The following is a 26,084-nucleotide window of genomic DNA, read 5'->3' as shown; positions in this document are numbered from 1 at the left end:
TCCACGACGATGAAGGAACCTGTTTAATTCAACTGCACCGAACCGCCCTTGACGCGATTGACGCCCGCGGAGCGGCTCAGCACATAATCCCCCTGGATCAGCACCTTCCCGGCCTTGGTCAGGGTGATGCTGGCCTTGCCGCAGCGCAGGACGAGCTGTTCCTGCGCAGTGATCAGGAGACGCTCGCCGTCGGCATCGACCTCCACCTGTCCTGGTCGCTCGGGCAGTGGCCAGCCAGCGTGCTCGCGCAGCATGCCCATGACGATGGGTTTGCCGGGGTTTCCCTCCTCGAACATCAACGCCACGTTGTGACCGATATGCGCTCCATGCAGATCGACGACGGTGCGCGCCGGGAGCGCCGCCGTGCCGGGTTGCCCGGGATAGAGGACGAGCGGCGTCCGCCCCTCGTTCGTCATCGCGACGATCTCGCCAACCACAACGCCGGGCACCGTGGGAACGTGATCCGACTTGGTCGACGCCGCCTCGATCAAGGGTCGCAGCAGATCGACACCGGAGACGTCCTCGACCGACGATTCGATGCAATGTTCGGCGACCAATCCGCGACTCATAACGCCCCTCCGATTGAAAACCGCAACCGTCAAGCGCCGCGACGAAGATCGCCCGTGCCACGGCGAAAACGCACACCTGCAGCCGCCAGTCATGATCAGGCGAGCAGACACAAAGACCGAGCCAACCAAGATCGGGACTGACACGGGATAAAATGGAATGCTTCTATCACTTAAACCGCGCCGACTCTATCGCCGCTGATGGCTGCCAAGCTGGCCGACGACTCAAAAAACGCAGACCGTCACGGAGCGGTTTAATTCTGAAGAATCTTCGCGCCCTTCATGGTGATGTTGCCCGATGCCTTCACGTTGATCTTGCCCGATCCCTCGACGGTAATGTCCTTGCCCTTGATCACGATGGTGCCGTCCTTTTTCATGCTGATGCTGGCGCTGCCGGTGGTGATGGTGATCGAATCGCCGGCATCGATGCTGAGATTCTTCGCTACCGAGAGGCTGTCGTCCTTGCCGATCGACACGGTTCGCCCCTCACCCACGCTCACGGACTCGGTCTTCGTGACGCTCTCGGTCCGGGCACCGCCGATGCCGATGCTTTCATCCTTGGCGACATTCTCGCTGCGGCTCCCGCCAATACGGATGCTCTCGTCTTTGCCGACATTCTCGCCGCGGCTGCCGCCGATACCGATGCTCTCGTCCTTGGCGACACTCTCGCCGCGGCTGCCGCCGATGCTGATGTTCTCGTCCTTGCCGACGCTCTCGGTCCGTCCTCCACCGATGGTAATGCGTTCATTCCGATCGACCGTCTCGGTGCGATTCTGATGAATCGTAATCGTCTCATCCTTGTCGACCGTTTCGGTGCGCTGACCGTGAATGGCGATCGTCTCGTTGTTGTCGACGGTCTCGGTGCGATCATGCTTGATGTGGCTCGTCTCGTCGTGATCGATGGTTTTGGTCCGGTCATGCCCGACCCAATGGGTTTCATCGTTCTCGACTTCGATATCCTGATTTTTCTCGGCATGAATCCAAAGCTGTTCGGAACCCTTCTTGTCCTCCATGCGGATGGCGTTGGCGTTGGCCGCGCTGCCGCCCTTTGACGAACGGCTCAAGACGCCGCTCTGGGTCATATTGGCCGGCAACTCCCAGGGCGGCATCTGCTCGGCGTTGTAGACCCGACCGGTGATGATGGGCTGATCCGGATCGCCCTCCAGAAAGTCGACGATCACCTCCTGGCCGATGCGCGGAGTGGCGATCGCGCCCCAGTTCTGTCCCGCCCAGGGGTGGGACACGCGGATCCAGCAGGAACTCTTCTCGTTGCTCTTGCCGTAACGATCCCAATGAAACTGCACCATCACCCGGCCGTATTGGTCGGTCCAGATCTCCTCGCCGGACGGCCCGACCACGATGGCCGTCTGCGGACCCCGCACGATGGACTTGGGCGTCACGCGCGCGGGCCGGAAGGGTTCATGGGAATCCATCGCGCTGAAACTGGATTGACAGATGACGGCGCCGTCCGGCGAGCGGGTGGTTTCAAATTCATCCGTCTGCCATCGATGCTCGGCGGAGAGCACCAGATATTCGCGATTCTGATCGGCGCGCGGGTAATCGGTCAGCGTGAAGAGATGGCCGGCGGCCAAACCTCGTGAATAGGTTTCGCCCCGGACGATTTCACGCTCGGCCTGGAGTTCCTCGATGCGCACGCCGGCATAACGCTCGCCTTCGCTGCCTTCCACATACTCGCCCGGATAGTCGTAGATCTCATAGTTCGCATGCGCATGCTGACTTGAGGTCGCCGGGGCGGGACGCGAACACAGTAGATCCACGCTGGGCTTTTTGAAATCGAAATCATCGTGAGCGAAGGCGCCGGGGCGGATCGCCGAGGTCAGCGACCAGGTGAAGATGGCGTCCTGATCCCGCATCGCAGCCAGATCCGTCGCATGATAGGGAATCTTCGCGAAGCCCGGAAACGGCTGAAGCGCGCTGTAATCGTCGGCGATGGCGAGGGTATGTTTGCCGTCCTCGTGGGTGAAATACCAATAGATTCCCTCGTTCTCCAGGAGACGGCTGACGAAGTTGAAATGCGTCTCGCGGTACTGGACACAGTACTCCCAGGTCCGGTATTGCGCGCTCAGCCGGTCATCGAAATCGGCGAATCCCGCGTCGCGAAAGACTTGCTTGACGATGTCCGGGACGGTCATCTCCTGAAAAATACGGCAGTCGGCGGTACGGGTCAGAAACCATAGCCAGGGCGCCAGGGTTGCCTGATAGCGGGCGAATCGGCCCTCATAGCCGACATAGGCGAAGTGGCTGACAAAGCCATTGAAAAACCGTTGTTTCTGATCCCGCAGCGCGAGACGAACTGTCACCGGTTGGCCCAGTAGGCGGGACGCTGCAATCTCATAATCCTCGCTCAGGAGATCGAGCTCGATTTCAAAAAGCGTGCTGAGCCGTTCATGGACGGTCGCGCGGCGAAGCAGTAGAACGTCCTCGCCGAGCGGCGTCGACACCGCAATCGGCCTATCGCTTTGACGGTATTTCGATCCGGTTGCCATATCGGTTCGGCCTCTGTCTTAAACGACGATCAATCTCTTGCATCCGATCTGGCCCGCTGCATTATCCTTGCCATTCCGGAATTGTCTTGATGAATGATAAATTATCATGAAACAAGCCTCGGCATCGAAGGATACGTGGCCAGGGTGAGCGCGTATAATTTTTTCTGAAATCAATAAAATCAAACAGTTAAGATGCGAGCTTCACAATACATATGAACTGTAACTTATTGATTTATAGGGGTACGCGCTCGCCCTGGATACGTGGCGGCACTGAACGGTTCACGTCGAACCGCCTGGTTCATTGTGACCCAAGCCTGAAGGGGAGACACAAAGGTCGATGCATCGCACCCAGCCGATCAATCCGATAACGGTTGACATCCTCCTCAAGATCGACGATTTTTCCAAGCGTCATGGGAGGAAATACGGCGGACGCTCCCGCGACGCGATCGACCGGCGATGGGCCGAACCACGTCGCTGCATTGCGGTATACAACCCAGACACATTCATTCGAGTATCGATCGGTCTGCGGATCCCATCGCCGATGGCCATGGGTTGCAAGCATCCCGGGCAAACGCCGCTTTTCTGTCTTTTGCGAGCAGGCAATAAACACTTTCCAGTCCAAACCTTGCTGTTGGAGACGAAAGGATGGCTGTAGTCGATATCGAAGACTTGCTCCAGGCGCTCTCGCCCGCCTCGCCCTGCGGCGAGGATCTGGAATACGACCCCGCCTATGGCGCGCTCGAACGCGCGACCTTGGGCAAACCGGAACAACAGTTCGGAAACACCGTCGTCGAGGCCGAACCGCCGAACTGGCTCGATGTCGGGCGTCAGGCGCTGGAGCTGCTGAGACGGACCAAAGACCTCCGCGTTGCCGCGATTTTGACGCGGGCGCTCGTCCGTACCGAGGGCTGGAGCGGGTTTCGCGATGGCCTGTCGCTGATCGACGGTCTGCTGGACCGCTATTGGGAGAGCGTTCACCCGCAACTGGATCCAGAAGACGGAAACGACCCAACCTTGCGTGTCAATACCATTTTTTCGCTCTGCGATCCGGTCGTCATGCTCGAAGGATTGCGCGCGGCTCCACTTGTCGACTCCCGTGTGCTGGGCCGTTTCGGTCTGCGCGACCTGCAGATCGCGGCCAGGGAAATCCCCGCGCCGAACGACGGCAAAACGCCGGTTCCTGAGCCCATGGCGATCGAGGCGGCCTTTCAGGAGGTCGAACTGGATGCCTTGCAGGCCACGGCGAACGCCATCGGCCAGTCGCGCGAACGGCTTGCCCGCATCGAGTCGCGGCTTCTGGAACAGGTCGGCGTCGGCGCGGCACCCGATATGACCGAACTCGCCCAACTCATCCAGTCGGCACAGAAAGCGATCGCCGCCCCGCTCGCGCGGCGCACCGGCCTGCCCGCGGCATCCGAAGACATGCTTGCGGGAGCAGCGCCCGGGCAGATGGCGGGGACGGCGGGGGCCGATCCGCCGACCTCGCCGGCCACGCTCAACGCCATCAATCACCGGGCGGACGTCATCCGCGCCCTCGACCTTCTGTGCGACTACTATCGGCGTCAGGAGCCGTCCAGCCCCGTTCCGCTCCTCCTCAATCGCGCCAAACGACTCGTCTCCAAGGATTTTCTGGAGATTTTGCAGGACTTGGCTCCGGACGGTCTCGCGCAGGCGCGGGCGATGCGCGGTTCCGATCCGGACGCATAGGCTCTCTCCGTACAGCTACCCAGGAGATATTCCGTGGCAGAAAGCAGTCAGAAATTCATCGCTCGAAATCGCGCGCCAAGGGTCCAGATCGAGTATGACGTGGAACTCTACGGGGCTGAAAAAAAGATCCAGCTTCCCTTTGTGATGGGTGTCATGGCGGATCTTTCCGGCAAACCGGCGGAAGCCTTGCCGGCGGTCGCCGACCGGAAGTTTCTGGAGATCGATGTCGATAACTTCGACGATCGTCTTAAGGCGATGAAGCCGCGGGTCGCCTTCCAGGTGCCCAATACGCTGACCGGCGAGGGGAATCTGAGCGTCGATATCACCTTCGACAGCATGGACGACTTCTCGCCCGCGGCGGTCGCCCGCAAGGTCGGCGCCCTGAGCAAACTGCTGGAGGCGCGTGAACAACTCTCCAATCTGTTGAGTTACATGGATGGCAAGACGGGCGCCGAGGATTTGATCGCCAAGGCGCTGCAGGATCCGGCGCTGCTGCAGGCATTGGCTTCGGCGCCCAAGCCGCGGGACGCCGCGGCCGACGCCGCGGCGCGGACGGAGGATTAAACCGTGGCTGAAACAGACACCCAGGCCCAACCGTCCCAGGCGACGGAAACCACTCTCGAAGCCGGCGATTTCAGCGCGCTGCTCGAAAAGGAGTTCCGCCCAAAATCCGATCGCGCCAAGGAGGCGGTCAGCGAGGCGGTCAAGACACTCGCCGAGCAGGCGCTCGCCAGTTCGATCGTCGTGTCCGCGGATGTGGTCCGCACCATCGAATCCATCATTGCCGAACTCGACCGCAAGCTCAGCGAACAGGTCAACCACATCCTGCATCACGCCGAGTTCCAGAAACTGGAAGGCGCCTGGCGAGGTTTGCATTACCTGGTCAACAATACCGAAACCGACGAGATGCTCAAGATTCGGGTGATGAACATCTCCAAGAAGGAAGTCCACAAGACACTGAAGAAATACAAAGGGACGGCCTGGGATCAAAGCCCGCTGTTCAAAAAGATGTACGAGGAGGAATACGGACAGTTCGGCGGAGAGCCCTTTGGCTGTCTGGTCGGCGACTATCACTTCGATCACAGCCCGCCCGATGTCGAGTTCCTGGGCGAGATCTCCAAGGTCTGCGCCGCCATGCACGCGCCCTTCATCGCGGGCGTGGATCCGTCGGTCATGCAGATGGACTCCTGGCGCGAACTATCAAACCCGCGCGATCTGACCAAAATCTTTCAGACTCCCGAATACGCGGCCTGGCGTTCGCTGCGCGAATCCGACGACGCCCGCTATCTCGGGCTGGCCATGCCGCGCTTTCTCGCGCGTCTGCCCTATGGCGCCAAGACCAATCCGGTCGACGACTTCGATTTCGAGGAGGACACCGAAGGGGCCGACCACAACAAGTACACCTGGGCCAACTCGGCTTATGCGATGGCGACCAACATCAACCGCTCCTTCAAGATGTATGGTTGGTGCTCGCGTATTCGCGGCGTTGAATCGGGCGGCGCGGTGGAGGGGTTGCCGACCCACACCTTCCCGACCGACGATGGCGGCGTCGACATGAAGTGCCCGACCGAAATCGCGATCAGCGACCGGCGCGAGGCGGAACTCGCCAAAAACGGCTTCATGCCGCTCATCCATAAAAAGAACTCGGATTTCGCCGCCTTCATTGGCGCGCAATCGCTGCAAAAACCCTTCGAGTACGACGACCCCGACGCCACGGCGAACGCCAACCTGGCCGCGCGGCTCCCCTATCTGTTCGCGACCTGTCGCTTCGCCCACTATCTGAAATGCATCGTGCGCGACAAGATCGGCTCCTTCAAGGAGCGGGAGGATATGGAACGCTGGCTGAACAAATGGATCCGTCAATACGTCGATGGCGACCCCGCCCGCTCCTCCGAGGAAAGCAAGGCCCGCAAGCCGCTGGCGGCCGCCGAGGTACGGGTGCAGGAAGTCGAGGGGAACCCCGGCTATTACGCCTCGCAGTTTTTCCTGCGCCCGCATTACCAATTGGAAGGGTTGACCGTGTCGCTTCGGCTGGTCTCTAAACTCCCGACGGAGAAAGGAGTCTGAGCGGTTCAGAATGGTCTTCCAGCCGACGATCAAGCCGTTCGACATCCCCGACACTGAGCTTGACCGATGTCGGAAAAGATTGATTTAAGCAGTTAGCCCGGATTTTTCACCACGAAGACACGAAGGCCACAAAGGATTTCATCAAGGATGTTTGGCGAATGTTTGGTCGAGACTGGTCCGTCCAGGAGGCAAGCCGTAGGAATATCCTCAAGGCATTGTTTCCTTTGTGTTTTTTGTGCCTTTGTGGTGAATTTATGAAATCTTCGGGTTAGATCTTATTGGCACAAGGAGTGCCTTAACAAGAGTCAGATCATGTCTGACATGGTCCGAGCCGAAACCGCGACGATTTCCAATCATGACGAGTTATCGAGGAGAACGACATGGCTTTTGATATGCTGCTTGACATCGACGGGATCCCTGGCGAAAGCAAAATTGCCGGGTTCGAAGACAAAATCGACGTTCTGGCCTGGAGCTGGGGCGAGAGTAATGCCGGCACCTTCCATACCGGCGGCGGTGGCGGCGCCGGCAAGGTCAACGTCCAGGATCTGTCATTCACCAAATACGTCGATATCGCCACTCCAGTGCTCATGTTGTCCTGCGCGACCGGGGAGCACATCGAAAAAGCCGTTCTGACCGTCCGCAAGGCCGGCGGCAAGGCCGGCGAGGACGCCCTGCAATATCTGGTCATCACCCTGGAAAAGCTGATGGTGACGTCAGTCAGCACGGGCGGGAGCGGCGGCGAGGATCGGCTGGTCGAGAATGTCAGCTTGAACTTTGCCAAGTGCTCGATCGCGTACGCGCAGCAGGATGACAAGGGCGCGGAGAAAGCCAAAAAGACCTTTAGCTGGGATGTCGAATCGAACAAGGGCGACGTGAGCTGACCCACCGTCACCGCTCGCCCGTCGACATTCAGATCGGCGGGCGATCGCTGTTTCAGTGCATCTCGCCTGAGCACACCGGAGAGTCGCGCCGATGAATGCCGAACAGTACCTGCGGGACGGCGATCTCCAGGAGACCATGACCCATCTCCAGCGGCAGATTCGCCAGGAGCCGGCGAATCCCCGACTGCGGGTGTTCCTCTTTCAGTTACTCGCGGTGACCGGCGCGTGGGAACGGGCGTTGAATCAGCTCGGCGTGGCGGGCGAACTGGATGCCTCGACCCTGCCCATGGTCCAGACCTACCGCGAAGCGCTGCGCTGCGAGGTACTGCGGGCGAAGGTGTTCGCGGGCAACCGCTCTCCGCTGGTGTTCGGCGATCCCGAACCCTGGCTGGCGCTGATGTTCCAGGCGCTGACGGTCACGGCGGCCGGCGAACACGCCCAGGCGGCGGAACTGCGCGGCCGTGCCCTGGACGCCGCGCCGGCGACCGGCGGTCGCCTCGATGGTCAACCCTTCCAGTGGCTGATGGACGCGGATTCCCGCTTGGGGCCGATTCTGGAAGTCATCGTCAACGGGCGCTATTACTGGATACCCTTGCAGCGGATCCGCTCCATTCAGGTGGAAAAGCCCGAGGATCTGCGCGATCTGGTGTGGATGCCGGCCTCTTTCACCTGGACCAACGGCGGCGAAACCGTGGGGCTGATCCCGACACGTTATCCGGGTTCCGAAGCGCACCCGGATCCGCCGATTCGACTGGCGCGCAAGACCGAATGGCTGGAGCCCGCGCCCGGCGTCTATCTCGGCCTGGGTCAGCGGATGCTGACCACGAACACGGAGGACTACGCGCTGATGGACGTGCGCCGGATCGAGCTGGAGACGCCTGAAGATCCGGCGACGGATGCGGCCGCGGAGCTGGCGGCGGGCGGCGAGACAGCGCGCACCCATGGCTGAACTGACCCAAAAAGAGCGGCTGCAACCCGCCCTTCTTGACCGCCTGACCGACGATGAACCGGACCGGCAACAGGAGTCGCGCGAGAAGCGCGTCCTCTCGATGCGTCAATTGCGCGAAAGCGTCTTGCGCGATCTGGCCTGGCTGCTCAATGCCGGGCGGCTCGACAGCGTGCAGGATCTCGCCGCCTATCCCTTCGTGAGCCGTTCGGTGCTGAACTATGGAATCCCGGATCTCGCCGGACTCACCGCCTCCGGGGTGGAGATCGCTCAGATCGAACGCACGATCCGGCAGGCGATCTGGGACTTCGAGCCCCGCATCCTGCGCCAGACGGTCCGCGTTTCCGCCCGTGTGGATCCGCGGCTCATGAGCCACAATACGCTCACTTTCGAGATCGAGGGAGACCTCTGGGCGCAGCCAGTCCCCCTGCGGATCTTTCTCAAGACCGAACTCGATCTCGAACTGGGCGAGGTCAGGGTCACCGAGCAGTCTGGCCCAGGGGCCTGACATGGATCCCGATTTTCTCCGCTACTACAACCGCGAACTCCAGTTCATCCGCGAGATGGGCGCCGAATTCGCCCGCGACTATCCTAAGATCGCCGGGCGTCTCGGCCTGGAAGGCTTCGAGTGCGCCGACCCCTATGTCGAGCGCCTGCTGGAGGGCTTCGCCTTTCTCACCGCGCGGGTCCAGCTCAAGCTGGACGCGGAGTTTCCCAACTTCACCCAGCATCTGCTGGAGATGGTCTATCCGCACTATCTGGCCCCGGTGCCCTCGATGGCGGTGGTGCAATTCCAGCCCGATCCGACCAAGGGGGATCTCGCCAGCGGCTTCCCGATTCCGCGCGGCAGCAGCCTGCGCAGCATCCTCGGCAAGGGCGAACGCACGGCCTGTGAGTACCGCACCGCCGCGGATGTCACGCTCTGGCCGATCGAGCTGATCGAGGCCAGGCCGTTGGCCGTCGCCTCCGCCCTGGCCGTCGGGGCGGTGGGCGTCAAGGGGATCAAGGCCGGCGTGCGTTTCCGCTTGCGGGTCGCGCCCGGACTGACCTTCGACCAACTTCCCCTCGACCGTCTCCGGATCTTTCTGCGCGGCGGCGGCGCACTGCGCATGCGTCTTTACGAACAGTTGCTGGGCCACGCGCTTGCCGTGGTGGTCAGGCCGGCCACGCAACCGACACCCTGGCAGATCCGGCTGGACCCCAGCCATCTGCGGGCAGTCGGTTTCGACGACGCCGAGGCGCTGCTCCCGCACGGGCCCCGATCCTTTCAGGGCTACCGGCTGCTCCAGGAATATTTCGCCTTCCCCGACCGGTATCTCTTCGTCGAATTCACGGGATTGCGGGACGCCGTGCGTCGTTGCGCCGGCACTGAACTGGATCTCATCGTCCTGCTCGACCAGGGCGGCATTCTCGATGAGGATGCCTTCGACGCCTCCTATTTTTCGCTCTACTGCTGCCCCGCGATCAATCTCTTTCCCAAACGCGCCGATCGGATCCACCTGAGCGACCAGACCGACGAGCATCATGTGATCCCGGATCGCACCCGGCCGCTGGACTTCGAGATCTTCGGCATCCAGGAGGTGATCGGCATCGGTTCCCATGCCGATCCCGAGCAGGAATTTCTGCCTTTCTATGCCTCGCGCGACCTGATCGGCGCACGGGAGCGCCCCGCCTACTACACGGTCCATCGCCTGCCGCGCCTGCCATCCGCCCAGCAGCGACTGCGCGGTCCGCGCTCCAGTTATCTCGGCAGCGAGGTCTTTCTCGCCCTCGTGGACGCGGACGACGCCCCCTATCGCCACCATCTGCGACAACTCGCGGTCGGCGCACTCTGTACCAATCGCGACCTGCCGCTCCAGCTTCCGCTCGGCAAGGGCAACACCGACTTCAGCCTGGAGATCAGCGCCCCGGTACAGTCCATCCGCTGCATTGCCGGTCCGACCAAGCCCCGCCCCTCGTTCCCGAAGGGCGACAGTGCCTGGCGTCTGATCAGCCACCTCTCGCTGAACTATCTGTCGCTGAGCAATCAGGATGCCGAGCAGGGCGCGAGCGCCCTGCGCGAACTCCTGGCGCTCTATGGCGATCTGAACGACGCCGCCACCCATCGGCAAGTCGAGGGCGTGCGCGCGGTGCGCGCCACGCCGATCACCCGGCGTCTGCCGGGACCGGGCCGCGTCACCTTCGCCCGCGGGCTGCAGATCACCCTGACCCTCGATCCCGCGGCCTTCGAGGGCAGCGGCGTCTTTCTGCTGGGGGCCGTTCTGGAACAGTTTTTCGCGAAATATGTCTCGATCAATTCCTTTACCGAAACGATCGTCACGACCCCCGATCACGGCGAGGTCATGCGCTGGCCGGCGAGAATCGGACGACGTCACACCAGTTGAATCTCATCCGGCATGCTTCCGGGCAGGCGATGGTTTCCCATGACAAAGACCGCTTTCCACGATGAACGCCGTTCGGCATTGCTGCTTGCGCTGCAAGAGGCTCCTCACCGGTTCGGCTTCTTCCAGGCGCTGCGTCTCCTGGAATGCGCCGACCCCGAGCGTCCACGGCTCGGTCAGACCGCGCGTCCAACCGAGGAGCCGCTGCGGCTCGGTCAGGATCCGTCGCTCAGCTTCGCCCCCTCCACGCTGGCCGGCTTCGCGTCGGGAGCGCCTGGACGTCCGCCCCGGATGTCGGTCTTTTTTCTCGGACTCTTCGGACCGAATGGCCCGCTGCCACTGCACTTGAGCGAATACGCTCGCGACCGTCAGCGCAACGCCGGCGATCCGACCTTCGCGCGCTTCGCGGACATCTTCCATCATCGCATCCTGGTGCTGTTCTACCGCGCCTGGGCCAACGCGCGCCCCACGGTCAGCTTCGACCGCCCCGAAACCGACCGCTTCGGCGTCTATCTGGGCGCGCTGTTCGGACAGGGCACGCCCGCCTTGCGCGCCCGCGACGCCATGCCGGACCTCGCCAAGCGCCACTATGCCGGCCGCCTGGTGGCTCAGACGCGGCACCCCGAGGGACTGGCCGCGATCCTGGCCGATTTTTTTCGGGTCTCCGCCCGGATCGAGGAGTTTGTCGGACACTGGCTCGATCTTCCCCGCGAATCCCAGTGGCGGCTCGGTGCCTCGCCGGACACGGGCAGTCTGGGACTGACGACCGTGGTCGGCGCGCGCGTCTGGGATCGGCAGTACAAATTCCGCATCCTGCTCGGCCCGCTCGGATTGAGTGACTATCGCCGCCTGCTTCCCGGAGGCGAAAGTCTGCCGAAGCTGGTCGCCATCGTGCGGAACTATCTGGGCGACGAACTCGACTGGGATCTCAACCTCATCCTGCGCCGCGAAGAGACGCCGCCGATTCAGCTCGGGGCTCAGGGACAGCTTGGCTGGACCACCTGGCTGACCAGCCGCCCTCCGGTTCAAGACCCGGCGGACCTGAAGCTCCAGCCGCTGCGCTTTAGCCTTTCGTCGGATGGGTAGAGCGCAGCGCAACCCATCATTCCACTGAATTTTTGGAGAACTCGCGTCATGCCCGACATCAGTCGCGTCGCCCTCTTCGGCAAACTCAACCGGCTCGGTTACAAAGCCATCGAAAGCGCCACCGTCTTCTGCAAGCTGCGCGGCAATCCCTATGTGGAACTGGTGCACTGGATTCATCAGATCCTGCAACTGCCGGACTCCGACCTGCACCGCATCGTCAAACAATTCAACCTCGAACCCGCTCGGCTGGCCCGCGACATCACCGAATCGCTCGATCGTCTCCCCGCCGGCTCGACCTCGATCTCCGACCTCTCGGCCCATGTCGAGGAGGCAGTCGAGCGCGGCTGGGTCTATGGCACCCTGATGTTTAAGGAATCCAAGGTCCGCACCGGTCATCTGATCGTCGGCATCCTCAAGACTCCGGGGTTGCGCAACGCACTGCCGGGTATCTCGCAGGAATTCGACAAAATCAAGGTTGAGACGCTCTGCGAGCGTTTCGGCGAGATCGTCGGCGGCTCGCCCGAGGAATCCATGGGCGCCCAGGATGGTTCTCGGATTGGCGCCGCCGCGCCTGGCGAGGCGAGCGACGCCATCGCCCCGGCCTCGATGGGCAAGCAGGAGGCGCTGAACCGATTCACGGTGGACCTCACCGAACAGGCGCGCACCGGCAAGCTCGATCCCATCGTCGGACGCGACGCCGAGATTCGTCAAATCGTCGACATCCTCATGCGCCGGCGTCAGAACAACCCGCTCCTGACCGGCGAGGCCGGCGTGGGCAAGACCGCCGTGGTCGAGGGTTTCGCGCTCAAGATCGTGGCCGGCGACGTGCCCCCGCCGCTCAGGGAGGTCACCCTGCGCGCGCTCGACGTGGGGCTGCTCCAGGCCGGCGCCAGCATGAAGGGCGAATTCGAGCAGCGGCTGCGTTCGGTCATCGAAGAGGTGCAGGCGTCGCAGAAACCCATCATCCTCTTCATCGACGAGGCCCATACCCTGGTCGGCGCGGGCGGCGCGGCCGGCACCGGCGACGCCGCCAACCTGCTCAAGCCGGCGCTCGCGCGCGGTACCCTGCGCACGGTCGCCGCCACCACCTGGGCCGAGTACAAGAAACACATCGAAAAAGATCCGGCGCTGACCCGCCGCTTCCAGGTTGTGCAGATCGGCGAACCGAGCGAGGACAAGGCCATCCTCATGATGCGTGGCGTCGCCTCCACCATGGAACAGCACCACAAGGTGCAGGTTCTCGACGAGGCGCTGGAGGCGTCCGTGAAGCTGTCGCACCGCTACATCCCGGCGCGCCAGCTCCCCGACAAATCGGTCAGCCTGCTCGACACCGCCTGCGCCCGTGTCGCCATCAGCCAGCACGCCGTCCCGCCCGAGGTCGACGACTGCCGCAAACGCATCCAGGCGCTGGAGAACGAGCTGACCATCATCCGGCGCGAGACCGCGGTCGGCATCGAGACCGCCGAGCGCGAGTCGGCGGCGGCGGAAAAACTGACCGGAGAGCAAGCGCGTCTGGCCGAGGTCGAGGCGCGCTGGGAGCGGGAAAAGGCCTTGGTCGGGCGTATCCTCCGTCTGCGCGCCCAGTTGCGCGGGATCTCGGGTACCGTCGAGGGCCAGCCGGATGGGGCCGGTACCTTGCCCGCCAAGGAACCGGAATCGACCAATGAACTGACGGCAATGCCCGCCGTGGCGGAGGCTCCGCCCGTTGAGGGGCAAGATGACCGCCCCGCGAGCGCCGCCGACCGTTCCGCCCTGCTTGCCGAACTCAAGGAACTGCAAGCCCAACTCCACGCCCTGCAGGGCGACCGTCCGCTCATCCTGCCCACCGTCGACCATCAGGCGGTCGCCGCCGTGGTCGAGGGCTGGACCGGCATCCCGGTCGGGCGCATGGTCAAGAACGAACTGGAGTCCATCCTCAAGCTCGCCGACACCCTGGAGCAGCGCATCATCGGCCAGCGTCACGCGCTCGACATGATCGCCCGGCGCATCCAGACCTCGCGCGCCAAGCTCGACAACCCCAACAAACCCATCGGCGTCTTCCTGCTCGCCGGCACTTCCGGCGTCGGCAAGACCGAGACCGCGCTCGCGCTCGCCGAGGTGCTCTATGGCGGCGAGCAGAACGTCATCACCATCAACATGAGCGAGTATCAGGAGGCGCACACCGTCTCCACCCTCAAGGGCGCGCCGCCCGGCTATGTCGGCTATGGCGAGGGCGGCGTGCTCACCGAGGCGGTGCGGCGCCGGCCCTATTCGGTGGTGCTCTTGGATGAGGTCGAAAAGGCCCACCCCGATGTGCATGAGATCTTCTTCCAGGTCTTCGACAAGGGCTGGATGGAGGATGGCGAGGGGCGGGTCATCGACTTCAAGAATACCCTCATCCTGCTCACCACCAATGCCGGGACCGAATTGATCACCCGACTGTGCGCCGATCCGGATCTGATGCCGGATCCGGAGGGCATCGCCAAGGCGCTGCGCGAGCCGTTATTGAAGGTGTTTCCGCCGGCGCTCCTGGGTCGGCTGGTGACGATTCCCTATTATCCGCTCAATGACGAGATGATCGGCGCCATTACCCGGTTGCAGTTGGGGCGAATTGCCCGGCGGGTTCGGGAAAACCATCAGGTGCCCTTCTCCTATGACGACGAGGTGGTGAAACTCATTGCCTCGCGTTGTACGGAATTGGAGAGTGGCGGGCGGATGATCGATGCGATTCTCACGAATACCGTCCTGCCACGCATCAGCGAGGAATTTCTGACCCGGATGATGGAGGGAAAACCGATCGAAGGCGTGCATCTCACGGTGAGAGACGGTGATTTCGAGTACGCATTCGATCTCGACAAAACGAACTGACGACGGAGCTGACCGCTATGACGACCAAGCTGCTTCCGACCATCAAATCCGGGGCGTGCGGACCTTACGTGACCTATTGCCAAAACCTACTGAACGCCCGTTTGCCTGGGCAGGGTTGCATGTGGGTCGATGGGATATTTGGCCCGAAGACCGATGCCGCGGTCAGGCAGTTTCAATCGATGCGTCGGCTCAAGCTGGATGGTATCGTCGGCACCCAGACCTGGGAGGCGCTCGAGGCCGGTCCGCCACCGATCAAGAAGCGACCGGCGATGACCTTGCCTCCCGTTCCAGCGAGCGGCGGTTATTGATCTCGGATCGACATCGCGCCGCGCGGCCAATTCAACCTTGGTCCGTTTCCGCTCGTTCTCACGGTCCAGCGTGTGAATGCAGGCCAGGCGCTCCAGCAGCCCGTTCGGTCACGCGACGCTGGAGCGTAATGGGAGCCAAAAAAAGATGCCAGGCTCAATTTCTACTGTGCGGCCTGCATGCCAGGACGTGCATGTATCGACACTTGATGGCCTGCCGTTGCACATCGTTCAGCGCGCCCGTGACCGGGCGGCCTGCATCTTCGGCGACAAGGACCAGCTCGCCTACCTTGGCTGTTCCACCTTTCAAACAATCGGCGTTTCAGTGCTCGAAGGCGCTTCGATCGAGGCCGGATTGGCGGATGATGGATTGGAGAGTACCTTTGGCGACAGCTTCATGCTTCGGAACCGGAACGGTGATCGTGGTATCGGCAAGCTGTTTTTGCATGACGATATGACTCCCACGCTGGCGAACCTTCACGAAGCCATGACGCTCGAGGATCCTGCACACAGCCTGGCCGGACAGGATCGGGAGCTTACCCAACGGTGACCTCCAGTTGGGTTACGTAGACTTCCGTCTGGAAACGGCGCTGAATCTCGTCCGCCGAGGCAGTCTCGAAGAACAGCTCCAGCGCCTCGCGCAGATTGTCCCGCGCCTCCTCGACAGTGCCCCCCTGACTGGCGATGTCCAATTCGGGACAGAGGGCGACATAGGCATCCGCTTCGCGCTCGATGATGGCCGTCAATGATCTGTTCATGCTGCTCTGCCCTCTGTTTGCTTCATCTGTTGAGCTGAGTCTCTGGGCGCAACTCCTCCAACTCCTGGAGGTGCGTGTCGTCGAGTTAGGCTCGATCATCGCGCGCGAGATGCATCGGGGCGTCGGGGCTCTGTTCCTGTCAGAGCTTTTGCGCTGGCTTCGCTTACGCCGTGAGCATGCCGTATCGCTCTCAGGTTGTCTTCAAACTGGCCGAAGTGTCAGGGGAGGGTCTGAACGCTTACGGATCCGCTGTTCCCCGGCGCGTTGCGGCCATCGCTTGCGGTCGGATAACCTGGCGGAAGATCGATGCTACGGATGCACGCTTGGGAGGACGGCGCCGATCACCGGCAATTCGATTCGGAATTCGGCGCCGGGTTCGCGGATGACAACCTCGACCCGGCCGCCCATGGCGAGCGTCAACCGCTGGACCAGGGCGAGTCCGATCCCGGTGCCGGCGATGGCGCGGGTTCTTGCCTCGGGGCCACGATAGAAGAGCTGGAAGATCCGCTTGCCTTGCCCCCGGGGGATACCGGGGCCGAAATCGCGCACGCTCACCCGCAACCAGGTCGCTCCCACTTCCGCGCAGTCGATCACGATTCGACGGGGTTGCGCACTGGCGGCGAATTTGAGCGCATTGTCCACCAGATTGATGAGGATCTGCACGAAGGCATCCGGATCGGCCTGGACGCAGACATCGCTGTCGCAGTGCATGTCCAGTTGAAAGCCGGCGCGTGCGATCGGCGAGACGAGGCGTTCGCGCGCCATCGTCATGAGTTCCAGGATCGCCACCGGCCTTGGCTCCAGCACGAGCGCGTCACGTCCGATGCGCGCGAGTTGCAGCACGTTGGCGATCAGGTGCGAGAGGCGTTCGCTCTCCTCCTGGATGAAGCGGTAATAGGTCGCCTTGCGCTCCTCGGTGGCGAACCCGGCGCGCAGCATTTCGGCATACATCCGGATCGAGGTCAGCGGCGTCTTGAGTTCGTGACTGACGGCCGCGACGAAATCCTGCTGCTGGCGCACCAGCGCGATCTGACTCACGCCCAGCCGATACATCAGTCCGGCCCCCGCCAGCACCACCAGCCCCAGGGCCGCGGCCATCCAGCCGATCACCGTCGCTCCGGGCGGGCTAGGCAGACGGCTGACGCTGAAGAGGAGTTCCAGTCCGCCAAAGGGTTCGCGCAAACGGGTGCGGTAGAGCAGCGCGCCGCTCAGGGGTGGCTCGCTCATCCGATAGTCGCGCTCGGCCATGGCCCGGAAGGTCGCGAGCACCTCGCCGCGATAGGCCACGATCAGGTCGCTGGTGCGGGCCAGCGCGGTGGCCGCGAAGGGACCGCCGACGAGTCGGTCCAGAAAGGCGGTCTGTTCGATCAGCGCGCCCTGGATGAGGCGTTCGCCGTCGCGCCAGACGCTGCGGAACAGCAGCAGATGTCCGCTGCCCAGTCGGCCTAGTTCGTCAGGCTCGATGGCGGTTTCGAACAAGCGCACGGATTTCGAGGGCGGGGCCGCATTGGCTTGGAGTCGAGCATTGCGGTCGGCGCGGGGAGCGGGCGAAGCGGCGGGCGCGGGTGCGTCCTCGCCTTTGCGCTGACCCCGCTCCGCCAGTCCCGTATCCAGATCCAGTTCCTCGACACGGCCAAGGGTCTTGCGTTGCTCCAGCGCTGGATCCGGTATGACCTTGTCGGAGGCGAGCCGCTCGAACGCCGCCTGGGACAAGCGATTGGAGGTTTCGGGCTGGTGTCGCGCCGCTACGCCGGCTGACGCGAGGCCAGCCGACTGGGTGTCGGTGGCCGGCGCGTCGTGGGCCGCGCGGCGGGTCTCTTCTTGCCACTCCCCTCGTCGATCCATGTCCTCGAAGTCCGTGCCCGCGGCGGCGCTGGCGTCCTGATCCCGCTCGCGGACGCCCCGTTCGACGAGACGATTCCCGATCAAAATCTCCTCGATCCGCCGTGCCTGCGTCTGACGCAAAGCCAATTCGGCCGGACCGATGCCGAACTCGGCGGGCAAGATCCCCGGCTCCGGCAACAGTGGCGTGCTGAAACGTCCGTCGGCGGTCACCTGGAACCAGCCCAGCAGACCCGCAATGGTCGTGTTCTCCGGAAGTTCCGCCAGGGGAGAGCGCCGGGAATAGGGATTGACCGGGTCGTCCGCGCCGATCAGAAAGCGATATTCCGCGATGTCGCGGGCGTCCTCGATGCGCACCAGCGCAGTGAGCGCACCGTCGATCCGGCTGGCAAACTCCTCGGCGGCGACCTGCTGCTGCCGAAAGGCTTCCCACTTGATCTGGTCAAAGGCTTTATGGACCAGCAGCAGACTGGGGACCGACAGGGCGAGTACGAAGAGGCCGATGCCAAATTGCAGCCGAAACAGGGCACGGCTGGTCGTCGAACCGCTCATGTCTCCCCGGCCAGGAGTCGGTAGCCAACCCCGCGCACCGTGACCAGCAGGCGCGGAGCGGCGGGATCGGCCTCGATCTTGCGGCGCAACTTGGCGATATGGATGTCGACGGTGCGGGTCTCCAGACCGCAATCCCGTGCGTAACCCCAGACCTTGTTCAGCAGCTCCTCGCGCGACACCGGCCGCTCGCCATGGGTGGCCAGATAGTCGAGGATCGCCACCTCACGGCGGGTAAAGGGGATTTCCTCGGTGCCGCGTCGCCCGGTCAGGCTGCGGCTATCCAACTCCAGGTCGCCGAGTCGAAGCCGCGCGACATCCGCGTCCGGTCCGCCACTGCGACGCAGCACCGCCCGCACCCGCAGCACCAGCTCGGTGACCGAGAAGGGCTTGGCGATATAGTCATCCGCCCCCAGCCGCAGCCCCTGGATGATGTCGGCATCGGCGGTGCGGGCCGTGAGCATGATGATCGGCTGGCCGCGATCGACCGCGCGCACCCGGTCGCAGATGGCGCAGCCGTCCAGGCCGGGGAGCATGAGATCGAGGAGGATCAGATCGAAGGTGCCGGAGAGCGCCTTGGTCAGTCCGCTCGGGCCATCCTCGGCCGTTTCCACGTCATAGCCGTGGTAGACGAAGAGATCCGTCAAGCCGACCCGGATCGGCTCTTCGTCTTCCACGATCAAAAGTCGCGATCGATGGGGCATGGCGATGACTGGCCTCGCTCGCCAAGGTGATTCAAAACAACGCCGATCACTCTAAACGCGGGTGACATCGCTCGCCAGTGCATCTCGTAAATCTTATGTAAAACATCCGGCCGTCTTTTTACGCAAACCTGTCTATGCACCCGCCTGGGGTCTCACTAAATTGCTGGTGGACGCCAAATGCTTGCAGATGAGTCAAGTTTGTCGTTGTCGACGATCCGAATACGACAACGACTGCTCGATAGTCATGACTGGTCGGTCTGAGGCGCAGTCTCCCTAGACTTCAGTCGCAGGCCCCGTAAACAACCCGGAGGGAAGACGATGGCATTCATGACTCGCTTGACGCGGCTGTTTCGCGCCGATCTGCACGCCCTGCTGGACCGTCTGGAGGCGCCGGATCTGGTGCTCGCCCAGGCGGTGCGCGAGATGGAGCAGGCGTTGGATCAGGAGCGACGGACAGTGGCGCGGCTGGAACGCGAAGGCGAGCGGCTGGTCGCCCAAGAGTCAGCGCTGCAACGCATTCTGACGCAGACCGGCGAGGCCGTCGATGACTGTCTTGAGGCCGGTCAGGACGATCTCGCCCGACCCGTCATCCGGCGCCGGCTGGAGACCGAGCGCCAATCCGCCGCGCTCCATCGCCGCCGGTTCGCGTTGGATTCCGAGCGCGAGCGGCGCGCCAACCGCCTCGCCGAGCAGACCGACAGGCTTGCCGACTTGCGCGCCCAGGCGGCGCTTTATAAGGAGGAGGAAGAAACGGATCTGGGAGGCGCGAGCGAATCCTGGTCCCATGCCGAGCCCGGCGTGCGGGAGACGGATGTCGAGGTCGCCCTGTTGCAGGCCAAGCGGCAACGGGGGATGACGTCATGAGTCGGCCCAGCTTTGGAGAAGGCGTGCTGATTGCGCTGGCCGCCGCGCTGCTCGCGACGCTTTTCCACACCGGATTGATCCTGATTCTCCCGCGCGGCGTGGCCCTGAGCCTGATCGTCATCGGGCTCGGCTGCGGTTATCTGCTCTATCTGTTGGGACGCAGCCGTGAGCGTGCCGGGCGGCTGGTGACGGTGGCCGTCTGGATGCTGATCACGGCCCTCGTCTGGTCGCTCCTGCCCGGCGTCTGGTTCCAGATTCTGACTCAGGTCGGCCTGCTGTGGGCGGTACGCGCGTTTTACTTCCACGCCACGCCCCTGGCGGCCGTGCTGGATCTGGCGCTTGCGTGCGTCGGGCTGTTGGCCGCGATCTGGGTCGCGCAGCGAACCGGCAGTCTCTTCCTGGCGGTCTGGACCTTGCTGCTGGTCCAGGCGCTGTTCACCGCGATTCCCGCCGATCCCGCTCGCGGTGGCCGCGAACCGGAAACCGATCCCTTCGACGCTGCCGAGCGCGCCGCCAGGCGAGCGCTGCGGCGTCTGTCGCTGTCTGACTAAATCCAAGGAGATTTCCATGAGAACCCATTTGAAAACCAAACTGATCGCGCTGAGTCTGTTCGGGCTCACGACCGCCGCGGTGGTCTATTATCCGGCCCCGAATTCGGCGGCAACGGCGGCGCCAGCAAGATCGCCCGAGCAAGGCCAGATCGGGCTGCCCGACGCCGGTCAGCATCCGGTGATCGAGGCCGTCTTCGTGCTGGACACCACCGGGAGCATGGGGGGGCTGATCCAGGCCGCCAAGGACAAGATCTGGTCGATCGCCTCCACCATGGCCGCCGCCCAGCCCGCGCCCGAGATTCGGATGGGACTGGTCGCCTATCGCGATCGGGGAGACGACTATGTGACAAAGGTGGTGGATCTCTCCCGTGACCTGGACGCCGTGCAGGCCGAGTTGATGCAGTTTCAGGCCCAGGGTGGAGGCGATGGACCCGAGAGCGTGAATCAGGCGCTGGACGAGGCGCTGAACCGGATTGCCTGGAGTCAGGATGCGCGGACCTATCGGGTGATCTTTCTGGTGGGCGACGCCCCGGCCCACCTGGATTATCCGAACGACGTGCCCTATCCGCAAACCCTGGCCAAGGCGAAGGAGCGCGGCATCCGGGTCAATGCCATTCAGTGCGGCAACCTGTCCGACACGGCCACCGAATGGAAGGAAATCGCCCAGCTCGGCGATGGCGGTTACTTCCAGGTGGATCAGGCCGGTAGCGCGGTGGCCATCGCGACGCCCTACGATGACACGCTGGCGACGCTGGCGGCCGACCTCAATGACACACGCCTGTATTACGGCAAGCCCGTCGAGCGCGCCGAAAAGCGCGAAAAACTCGACGCGGCGAAGGAGAGTCAAGCCGCCGCCTCACCTGCGGCACTCGCGCGCCGTGCCGGTTTCGTCACCTCCAAGAGCGGTGCCGCAAGTCTGCTGGGCGAAAAGGAGCTGGTCGAGGAGGTGGCGAGCGGACGAGTCGATCTGGCGACACTGCCAGCGGACGAATTGCCCGAATCACTGACGGGGCTGGATCTTGAGACGCAGCGGGACAGGGTTTCCAAGTCCGCCGCCAAACGTGAGGAGCTGCGTCACCGGATTCAGGATCTGTCGGCCCAGCGCGCGGACTATCTGAAGAAAACGCTGGAGGCCGAGGGCGGCGCGGAGGATTCGCTGGATCACAAAATCTTCAATGCCGTCCGGCAGCAGGCCGCAGGAGTTGGGCTCAGCTATGACAAGTCCGCGCCGGCCTATTGATTGCCGCTTCCGGTCAATGCGCCGCCGCCCGGATGGCTTCCTCGCGGGTATAGAAGAGGCCGTCGCGAATGAAACCGGAGACGATCTCGGGGCTGGCCTCGATCGCCCGGCCATCGGCGTCCCGGCGGATGACCCAGGAGGAGGGCAGGCCGTCGAGGACATGAATGGGCGCGGGACTGCCGTCGCCGAACCGCGAAAGCGCGGTCTGACCGCTGGCGCGATGCAGGTAGCCGGGGCGAAATCCGTCCGAGCGGTTGTGTTGGCTGATGCCGCGGGTGTGGGCGTACAAGACGTTTTCGGCGCGTAGCGACAACTGGGTGAGGGCGCCGCGCAGTCGTTTGGCGCGCACCCGTTCTTGCGGATTCTGGCCCTGGATTTGTGTCTGAAGTTGTTCGGTGTACATCGTATCGCTCCTGATCTTCGGTTGGCGAATGACGGGTTTACCTGGAATACAGCAATTTTCCTGCCATCGATTCGCCGGTCAGCGTCTTGCGGGTCGGTTCGCTATGGCCTTGTCGCGCTCATTGAACTTAACGGCAGGCTCGTCCGTTCCAGTACCCGCCGCAGCACGAAACTGGAATGCACGCCCGCCACGCCCTCGATGCGGGTGATCCTGTTGAGCAGTAAATCCTGATAGGCATCCATGTCCCGCGCGACGACCTTGAGTTGATAGTCCGCGTCGCGACCGGTGATCAGCAGGCATTCCAGCACCTCGGGAATCGCCTGGATGGCGGCATCGAAGCGCGCGAACCGCTCCGGAGTGTGGCGGTCCATGGAGATGCTCAGGATGACCAGGAGATCCAGCCCGAGCTTGCGAGCATCGAGCCAGGCGCGATAACCGAGGATGATCCCGGCCTCCTCCAGGGCGCGCACCCGGCGCAGACAGGGCGAGGGCGACAGACCGATGCGCTCGGCGAGATCCTGGTTGCTGATGCGTCCGTCCGCCTGAAGTTCGGCGAGGATGCGCTGATCGTAGCGGTCGAGTTTCATGTTCGCTCGCGTCCAAAATTGGCAGATGCTTGCGCATTACATCCTGAAGCCGGTGAGTTTCGCAATCCTCTGCCCCGTCGTTTTCCCTATCCTGCGTCCATTGAAGAGACATCCGCAAGATTGGGGAGAAGAGGATGAACAGTTTTGACCACCGTCGCTACCGTCCCGGCCCGGCGATGACTCTGCCGCACCGGCAGTGGCCGAATCGAACCGTCCAGCAGGCGCCCATCTGGGCCAGCGTGGACCTGCGCGACGGCAATCAGGCGCTGCGCGAGCCGATGAACGTCAAACAGAAGGGCCGTCTCTGGGACTTGTTGATCAAACTTGGCTTCAAGGAGATCGAGGTCGGATTTCCGGCCGCGAGCCAGCCGGATTTCGAGTTCGTGCGCGGCCTGATCGAGCAGGACCGGATTCCCGAGGACGTCACCGTCCAGGTGCTGGTGCAGGCGCGCGAGGAGCTGATCCGGCGCACCTTCGAGTCCCTGCGTGGCGCGCGGCGGGCCATCGTCCATGTCTATAACTCCACCTCGCCGGTGCAGCGCGAACGGGTGTTCGGGCAGGATCGCGAGGGCGTGAAAGCGCTCGCGCGCCAGGGGGCGGAGTGGGTGCGACGCGAGTCGTTGCGCTATCCGGAGACGCGCTGGACCTTCCAATACTCGCCGGAGAGCTTCACCGCGACCGAGCCGGACTATGCCGTGGAGGTCTGCGCGGCGGTGCTGGAGGTCTGGCGGCCAACCCCGGAGCGGCCCAGCATCGTCAATCTGCCGGCGACCGTGGAGGTGGCGAGTCCGAATGTCTTCGCCGATCAGGTGGAGTATTTCGCCACCCATCTCCGCCGGCGCGAGTGCGTCATCCTGTCGGTGCATACGCACAATGACCGGGGCGGCGCGGTCGCGGCGGCGGAACTGGCGCTGCTGGCGGGCGCGGATCGCGTCGAGGGCACCTTGCTGGGCAATGGCGAGCGCACCGGCAACGCCGATCTTTTGACGCTGGCCATGAATCTGTACAGTCAGGGGATCGATCCGGATCTGAATCTTGGCGATCCGGACGAAATCGTCCGCGTCTGTACCGCATGCACGGGGCTGGCGGTGCATCCCCGTCATCCCTGGGTGGGCGAGCTGGTCTATACCGCTTTTTCGGGCAGCCATCAGGACGCTATCCGCAAATGTCTATCCGTTCAGCGCGCGGACCAGCCCTGGCAGGTGGCCTATCTGCCGATCGATCCCAAGGATCTGGGGCGCGACTATCAGGCGGTGATTCGCGTCAACAGCCAGTCAGGGAAGGGCGGGGTGGCCTTTGTCCTGGAGCGCGATGACGGCCTGATTCTGCCCCGCTGGCTTCAGGTCGAGTTGGCGCGACTGGTCCAGCGCGCGAGCGAAGCGCGCGGCGGCGAAATGAGCGCGGCCGACATCCTGGCGTTGTTTCGCGCCCATTTCATCGTCGATCAGGCTCCTCATCGTCTGTTGGGTTATCGGATCGAGCGCAACGGACACGATGTCATCGAGGTTCGCATCGGCGGTCCGGATGGCGAACGGAGTCTGCGCGGGGAAGGGGAGGGCGCCATCGCGGCCTTCGTCGATGCCTGGACACGCTGGAGCGGTTGGCGGATCGGCGTGCTGGACTATCGGGAGCATGCCATCGGCGCGGGCACGGACGCCGAGGCCGCGGCCTATGTGCAACTCGATCTGGATGGCCAGCGGGTCGCCGGGGCGGCGATCGATCGGGATACCGTGGCGGCCTCGCTGCGGGCGGTGCTGTCGGCCCTGAATCGGCGGGCGATGGTGGACTACGCGGAGGCGGCTTAGGGACTAGAAAAATCAAGTCAAACGACAACGGCAACGACACAATTAGGTATTCGCTAATGGAATTGTTGAGCTGATCAATGCGCCGTTTCCTAAAAGGGGGTTGCCGAGCCATAAAAATTTGATTTTTAACGGCAAATTTCCGCTCCGATTAGAGGCGGAAGTCCGCGATCCGGCGTTTGAGCGTGGAGAGCGGGATGCCTAATTCGCGTGCGACGGCGGTCTTGTTGTGGTGATTGCGCGCCATCGCTTCCTCGATCATCCGCCGCTCCAGCGTCTTGAGTTCGGCCGGCGAGGAGGCGGTCGGTCCGCTAACGCTCGGTGGTGTAGAAGGCTCGGACGCCTGAGGCCCCCCGCCATCCGTCAGCCGCAGATGCTCGGGGCGGATCTCGCGGCCGCGGCAGAGGATCGCCGCGCGTTCCAGCACATTGCGCAGCTCGCGCGCATTGCCGGGCCAATGATAATCCATGAGCGCCTGATCGGCTTCGGGAGTCAAACGACAGGTCAAACCGAGCTTGTCCGCGAAATTCCTCACCAGCAACGGAAGATCCTCCTTGATGTCCCGCAGCGGCGGAACCCGGATACTGATGACCGACAGCCGATAATAGAGATCGGCTCGGAAACTGCCTTCCTCGACCATCGCTTCGAGGTCACGGTGCGTCGCGGCAAGCACGCGCACGTCGACCTTGATCGGTTGATCGGATCCCACGGGAAGCACCTCCCGACTCTCCAGCACGCGCAGCAGCCGGGGTTGCAGCTCCAGCGGCAGTTCCCCGATCTCGTCGATCAGGAGAGTGCCGCCGTGCGCACGGCGAAAGGCGCCTTCCCGCGCGCCCGAAGCCCCGGTGAAGGCCCCTTTGATATGCCCGAACAGGTCGTTGCGCACCATCTCCGGGTCTGTCGCCGAGGCGTCGAAGACCACCAGCGGGCCTTGCCGGCGAGACAACTCATGCAGGGTGTTCGCGACCATTTCTTTTCCGGAACCGGACTCTCCGCGAATGAGCACGGTCGTCGGCGTCGGCGCCACCACCTCGATCAGTCCATAGAGTTCGCGCATCGGCTCGCTGGCGCCGACCAGCCCGCCCAGACGATCGTCCCGGCTGATCTCATAGGGATGCTCTTCGGCCCCCGGTCTGACACGGACTCCGGAGGCGCCGAGCGAGAACACGGCATCGGGTTCGAGGAATGCCTCCATCACCCGCAGATCATTGAGAAAGGTGCCGTTCGTCGACCCCAGGTCGCACAGCAGAATCCCGTCCCGGGTGGTCCGGATTTCGGCATGATGACGCGAGACCGTGCGATCGGTCAGCACCACATCGTTATCCGCGGCGGTGCCGATCTTGATGCTCGGCAGGGTCAGTCTGAATTCGCGACCCGCGTCCGGGCCGGCGATCAGATCCAGCTCGATGCGATCCAGCGTGATCTTGTGTTCGGCCCGTGCGGCGACGGGCATGACCTGGGTGGCGGCGGGATCCGGATGAGGCATCGGGT

General features: G+C 63.3%; 24 protein-coding genes. 15 read left to right on the top strand and 9 right to left on the bottom strand.

Annotation, left to right across the window (positions count from 1 at the left end):
- Positions 1-23: 23 nt before the first annotated feature.
- Together QZY07_RS02965 and tssI are read right to left on the bottom strand one after the other, a co-directional pair.
- Complete coding sequence (locus QZY07_RS02965) at positions 24-569, bottom strand: DUF6484 domain-containing protein (protein ID WP_295399610.1); 546 nt, start codon at positions 567-569, stop codon at positions 24-26.
- 251 nt (positions 570-820) lie between these two features.
- The gene (gene tssI / locus QZY07_RS02960) at positions 821-3,028 is read right to left on the bottom strand and encodes a type VI secretion system tip protein VgrG (RefSeq protein ID WP_295399609.1); all 2,208 of its coding nucleotides are present in this window, start codon (positions 3,026-3,028) and stop codon (positions 821-823) included.
- Positions 3,029-3,410: 382 nt separating this feature from the next.
- On the opposite strand from tssI, the gene QZY07_RS02955 reads away from it, so the two are divergent.
- From QZY07_RS02955 to QZY07_RS02905, 11 genes are all read left to right on the top strand, one after another.
- Positions 3,411-3,728 carry a hypothetical protein gene (locus QZY07_RS02955; protein ID WP_295399608.1) on the top strand — a complete coding sequence of 106 codons (318 nt, stop codon included), beginning with the start codon at positions 3,411-3,413 and terminating at the stop codon, positions 3,726-3,728.
- On the top strand, positions 3,719-4,780 hold the full coding sequence (gene tssA, locus QZY07_RS02950) for a type VI secretion system protein TssA (protein WP_295399607.1): 1,062 nt from the start codon (positions 3,719-3,721) through the stop codon (positions 4,778-4,780). The genes QZY07_RS02955 and tssA overlap by 10 nt, the downstream gene beginning before the upstream one ends.
- A 33-nt stretch (positions 4,781-4,813) precedes the next feature.
- On the top strand, positions 4,814-5,344 hold the full coding sequence (tssB, locus tag QZY07_RS02945; RefSeq protein ID WP_295399606.1) for a type VI secretion system contractile sheath small subunit: 531 nt from the start codon (positions 4,814-4,816) through the stop codon (positions 5,342-5,344).
- A gap of 3 nt (positions 5,345-5,347) precedes the next feature.
- The gene (gene tssC, locus QZY07_RS02940) at positions 5,348-6,847 is read left to right on the top strand and encodes a type VI secretion system contractile sheath large subunit (protein WP_295399605.1); all 1,500 of its coding nucleotides are present in this window, start codon (positions 5,348-5,350) and stop codon (positions 6,845-6,847) included.
- Positions 6,848-7,227: 380 nt separating this feature from the next.
- Positions 7,228-7,728, top strand: coding sequence for a type VI secretion system tube protein Hcp (locus tag QZY07_RS02935; protein WP_201093787.1), 501 nt, complete (start codon positions 7,228-7,230; stop codon positions 7,726-7,728).
- Positions 7,729-7,819: 91 nt separating this feature from the next.
- Positions 7,820-8,677, top strand: coding sequence for a type VI secretion system accessory protein TagJ (locus QZY07_RS02930; protein ID WP_295399604.1), 858 nt, complete (start codon positions 7,820-7,822; stop codon positions 8,675-8,677).
- Positions 8,670-9,182: a type VI secretion system baseplate subunit TssE gene (tssE, locus tag QZY07_RS02925; protein WP_295399603.1), complete on the top strand. Its 513-nt coding sequence runs from the start codon at positions 8,670-8,672 to the stop codon at positions 9,180-9,182. The genes QZY07_RS02930 and tssE overlap by 8 nt, the downstream gene beginning before the upstream one ends.
- 1 nt (position 9,183) lies before the next feature.
- Positions 9,184-11,058, top strand: a complete 1,875-nt coding sequence (tssF, locus tag QZY07_RS02920; protein WP_295399602.1) for a type VI secretion system baseplate subunit TssF — start codon at positions 9,184-9,186, stop codon at positions 11,056-11,058.
- 39 nt (positions 11,059-11,097) lie between these two features.
- Positions 11,098-12,141, top strand: coding sequence for a type VI secretion system baseplate subunit TssG (tssG, locus tag QZY07_RS02915; protein WP_295399601.1), 1,044 nt, complete (start codon positions 11,098-11,100; stop codon positions 12,139-12,141).
- A gap of 48 nt (positions 12,142-12,189) precedes the next feature.
- Positions 12,190-14,988 (top strand): type VI secretion system ATPase TssH, encoded by a 2,799-nt coding sequence (gene tssH, locus QZY07_RS02910; protein WP_295399600.1) that lies wholly within the window; start codon positions 12,190-12,192, stop codon positions 14,986-14,988.
- Between the two features lie 17 nt (positions 14,989-15,005).
- A complete protein-coding gene (locus QZY07_RS02905; RefSeq protein ID WP_295399599.1) occupies positions 15,006-15,296 on the top strand; it encodes a peptidoglycan-binding protein in 291 nt (96 codons plus the stop codon).
- 319 nt (positions 15,297-15,615) lie between these two features.
- Here QZY07_RS02905 and QZY07_RS02900 read toward each other — a convergent pair whose 3' ends face one another.
- The 4 genes from QZY07_RS02900 to QZY07_RS02885 form a co-directional block, all read right to left on the bottom strand.
- Complete coding sequence (locus tag QZY07_RS02900) at positions 15,616-15,774, bottom strand: type II toxin-antitoxin system HicA family toxin (protein ID WP_295399622.1); 159 nt, start codon at positions 15,772-15,774, stop codon at positions 15,616-15,618.
- Positions 15,775-15,829: 55 nt separating this feature from the next.
- Entirely contained in the window at positions 15,830-16,051 is a 222-nt protein-coding gene (locus QZY07_RS02895) for a type II toxin-antitoxin system HicB family antitoxin (RefSeq protein ID WP_295399598.1), read from the bottom strand.
- Positions 16,052-16,360: 309 nt separating this feature from the next.
- Positions 16,361-18,445: a HAMP domain-containing sensor histidine kinase gene (locus QZY07_RS02890; protein ID WP_295399597.1), complete on the bottom strand. Its 2,085-nt coding sequence runs from the start codon at positions 18,443-18,445 to the stop codon at positions 16,361-16,363.
- A complete protein-coding gene (locus tag QZY07_RS02885) occupies positions 18,442-19,146 on the bottom strand; it encodes a response regulator transcription factor (RefSeq protein ID WP_295399596.1) in 705 nt (234 codons plus the stop codon). Before QZY07_RS02885 ends, QZY07_RS02890 begins: the two co-directional genes overlap by 4 nt.
- Positions 19,147-19,464: 318 nt before the next feature.
- Here QZY07_RS02885 and QZY07_RS02880 point away from each other — a divergent pair, with 318 nt between their 5' ends.
- Genes QZY07_RS02880 through QZY07_RS02870 form a run of 3 tightly spaced genes read left to right on the top strand, consistent with a single transcriptional unit; the run spans position 19,465 to position 21,801 of the window.
- Positions 19,465-20,010, top strand: coding sequence for a PspA/IM30 family protein (locus tag QZY07_RS02880; RefSeq protein ID WP_295399595.1), 546 nt, complete (start codon positions 19,465-19,467; stop codon positions 20,008-20,010).
- On the top strand, positions 20,007-20,561 hold the full coding sequence (locus QZY07_RS02875) for a hypothetical protein (RefSeq protein ID WP_295399594.1): 555 nt from the start codon (positions 20,007-20,009) through the stop codon (positions 20,559-20,561). Before QZY07_RS02880 ends, QZY07_RS02875 begins: the two co-directional genes overlap by 4 nt.
- Positions 20,562-20,577: 16 nt before the next feature.
- The gene (locus QZY07_RS02870) at positions 20,578-21,801 is read left to right on the top strand and encodes a vWA domain-containing protein (RefSeq protein ID WP_295399593.1); all 1,224 of its coding nucleotides are present in this window, start codon (positions 20,578-20,580) and stop codon (positions 21,799-21,801) included.
- A 13-nt stretch (positions 21,802-21,814) separates the two neighbouring features.
- On the opposite strand, the gene QZY07_RS02865 is transcribed toward QZY07_RS02870, so the two are convergent.
- Both QZY07_RS02865 and QZY07_RS02860 read right to left on the bottom strand, forming a co-directional pair.
- A complete protein-coding gene (locus tag QZY07_RS02865; RefSeq protein ID WP_295399592.1) occupies positions 21,815-22,204 on the bottom strand; it encodes a hypothetical protein in 390 nt (129 codons plus the stop codon).
- Positions 22,205-22,305: 101 nt separating this feature from the next.
- Positions 22,306-22,791 carry an Lrp/AsnC family transcriptional regulator gene (locus QZY07_RS02860; RefSeq protein WP_295399591.1) on the bottom strand — a complete coding sequence of 162 codons (486 nt, stop codon included), beginning with the start codon at positions 22,789-22,791 and terminating at the stop codon, positions 22,306-22,308.
- A 134-nt stretch (positions 22,792-22,925) separates the two neighbouring features.
- On the opposite strand from QZY07_RS02860, the gene leuA reads away from it, so the two are divergent.
- Positions 22,926-24,596 (top strand): 2-isopropylmalate synthase, encoded by a 1,671-nt coding sequence (gene leuA / locus QZY07_RS02855; RefSeq protein WP_295399590.1) that lies wholly within the window; start codon positions 22,926-22,928, stop codon positions 24,594-24,596.
- Positions 24,597-24,744: 148 nt separating this feature from the next.
- Here the strand turns inward: leuA and QZY07_RS02850 are convergent.
- Positions 24,745-26,084, bottom strand: a 1,340-nt coding sequence (locus QZY07_RS02850) for a sigma 54-interacting transcriptional regulator (protein WP_363183633.1), incomplete at its 5' end; no start/stop codon positions are given.

Source organism: uncultured Thiocystis sp., from assembly GCF_903866365.1.
Classification (GTDB): Bacteria; Pseudomonadota; Gammaproteobacteria; order Chromatiales; family Chromatiaceae; genus Chromatium.
This window is presented reverse-complemented; position numbering and strand designations above follow the sequence as displayed.

Bases quoted from the DNA above. Each gene is read 5' to 3' on its own strand.
- QZY07_RS02885 (WP_295399596.1), bottom strand. From the start codon at position 19,146: ATGCCCCATCGATCGCGACTTTTGATCGTGGAAGACGAAGAGCCGATC.
- QZY07_RS02860 (WP_295399591.1), bottom strand. From the start codon at position 22,791: ATGAAACTCGACCGCTACGATCAGCGCATCCTCGCCGAACTTCAGGCG.
- QZY07_RS02955 (WP_295399608.1), top strand. From the start codon at position 3,411: ATGCATCGCACCCAGCCGATCAATCCGATAACGGTTGACATCCTCCTC.
- tssF (WP_295399602.1), top strand. From the start codon at position 9,184: ATGGATCCCGATTTTCTCCGCTACTACAACCGCGAACTCCAGTTCATC.
- tssH (WP_295399600.1), top strand. From the start codon at position 12,190: ATGCCCGACATCAGTCGCGTCGCCCTCTTCGGCAAACTCAACCGGCTC.
- QZY07_RS02905 (WP_295399599.1), top strand. From the start codon at position 15,006: ATGACGACCAAGCTGCTTCCGACCATCAAATCCGGGGCGTGCGGACCT.
- QZY07_RS02890 (WP_295399597.1), bottom strand. From the start codon at position 18,445: ATGAGCGGTTCGACGACCAGCCGTGCCCTGTTTCGGCTGCAATTTGGC.
- QZY07_RS02865 (WP_295399592.1), bottom strand. From the start codon at position 22,204: ATGTACACCGAACAACTTCAGACACAAATCCAGGGCCAGAATCCGCAA.
- tssA (WP_295399607.1), top strand. From the start codon at position 3,719: ATGGCTGTAGTCGATATCGAAGACTTGCTCCAGGCGCTCTCGCCCGCC.
- QZY07_RS02895 (WP_295399598.1), bottom strand. From the start codon at position 16,051: ATGAACAGATCATTGACGGCCATCATCGAGCGCGAAGCGGATGCCTAT.
- leuA (WP_295399590.1), top strand. From the start codon at position 22,926: ATGAACAGTTTTGACCACCGTCGCTACCGTCCCGGCCCGGCGATGACT.
- QZY07_RS02870 (WP_295399593.1), top strand. From the start codon at position 20,578: ATGAGAACCCATTTGAAAACCAAACTGATCGCGCTGAGTCTGTTCGGG.
- tssG (WP_295399601.1), top strand. From the start codon at position 11,098: ATGACAAAGACCGCTTTCCACGATGAACGCCGTTCGGCATTGCTGCTT.
- QZY07_RS02965 (WP_295399610.1), bottom strand. From the start codon at position 569: ATGAGTCGCGGATTGGTCGCCGAACATTGCATCGAATCGTCGGTCGAG.
- QZY07_RS02930 (WP_295399604.1), top strand. From the start codon at position 7,820: ATGAATGCCGAACAGTACCTGCGGGACGGCGATCTCCAGGAGACCATG.
- QZY07_RS02935 (WP_201093787.1), top strand. From the start codon at position 7,228: ATGGCTTTTGATATGCTGCTTGACATCGACGGGATCCCTGGCGAAAGC.
- QZY07_RS02875 (WP_295399594.1), top strand. From the start codon at position 20,007: ATGAGTCGGCCCAGCTTTGGAGAAGGCGTGCTGATTGCGCTGGCCGCC.
- tssE (WP_295399603.1), top strand. From the start codon at position 8,670: ATGGCTGAACTGACCCAAAAAGAGCGGCTGCAACCCGCCCTTCTTGAC.
- QZY07_RS02880 (WP_295399595.1), top strand. From the start codon at position 19,465: ATGGCATTCATGACTCGCTTGACGCGGCTGTTTCGCGCCGATCTGCAC.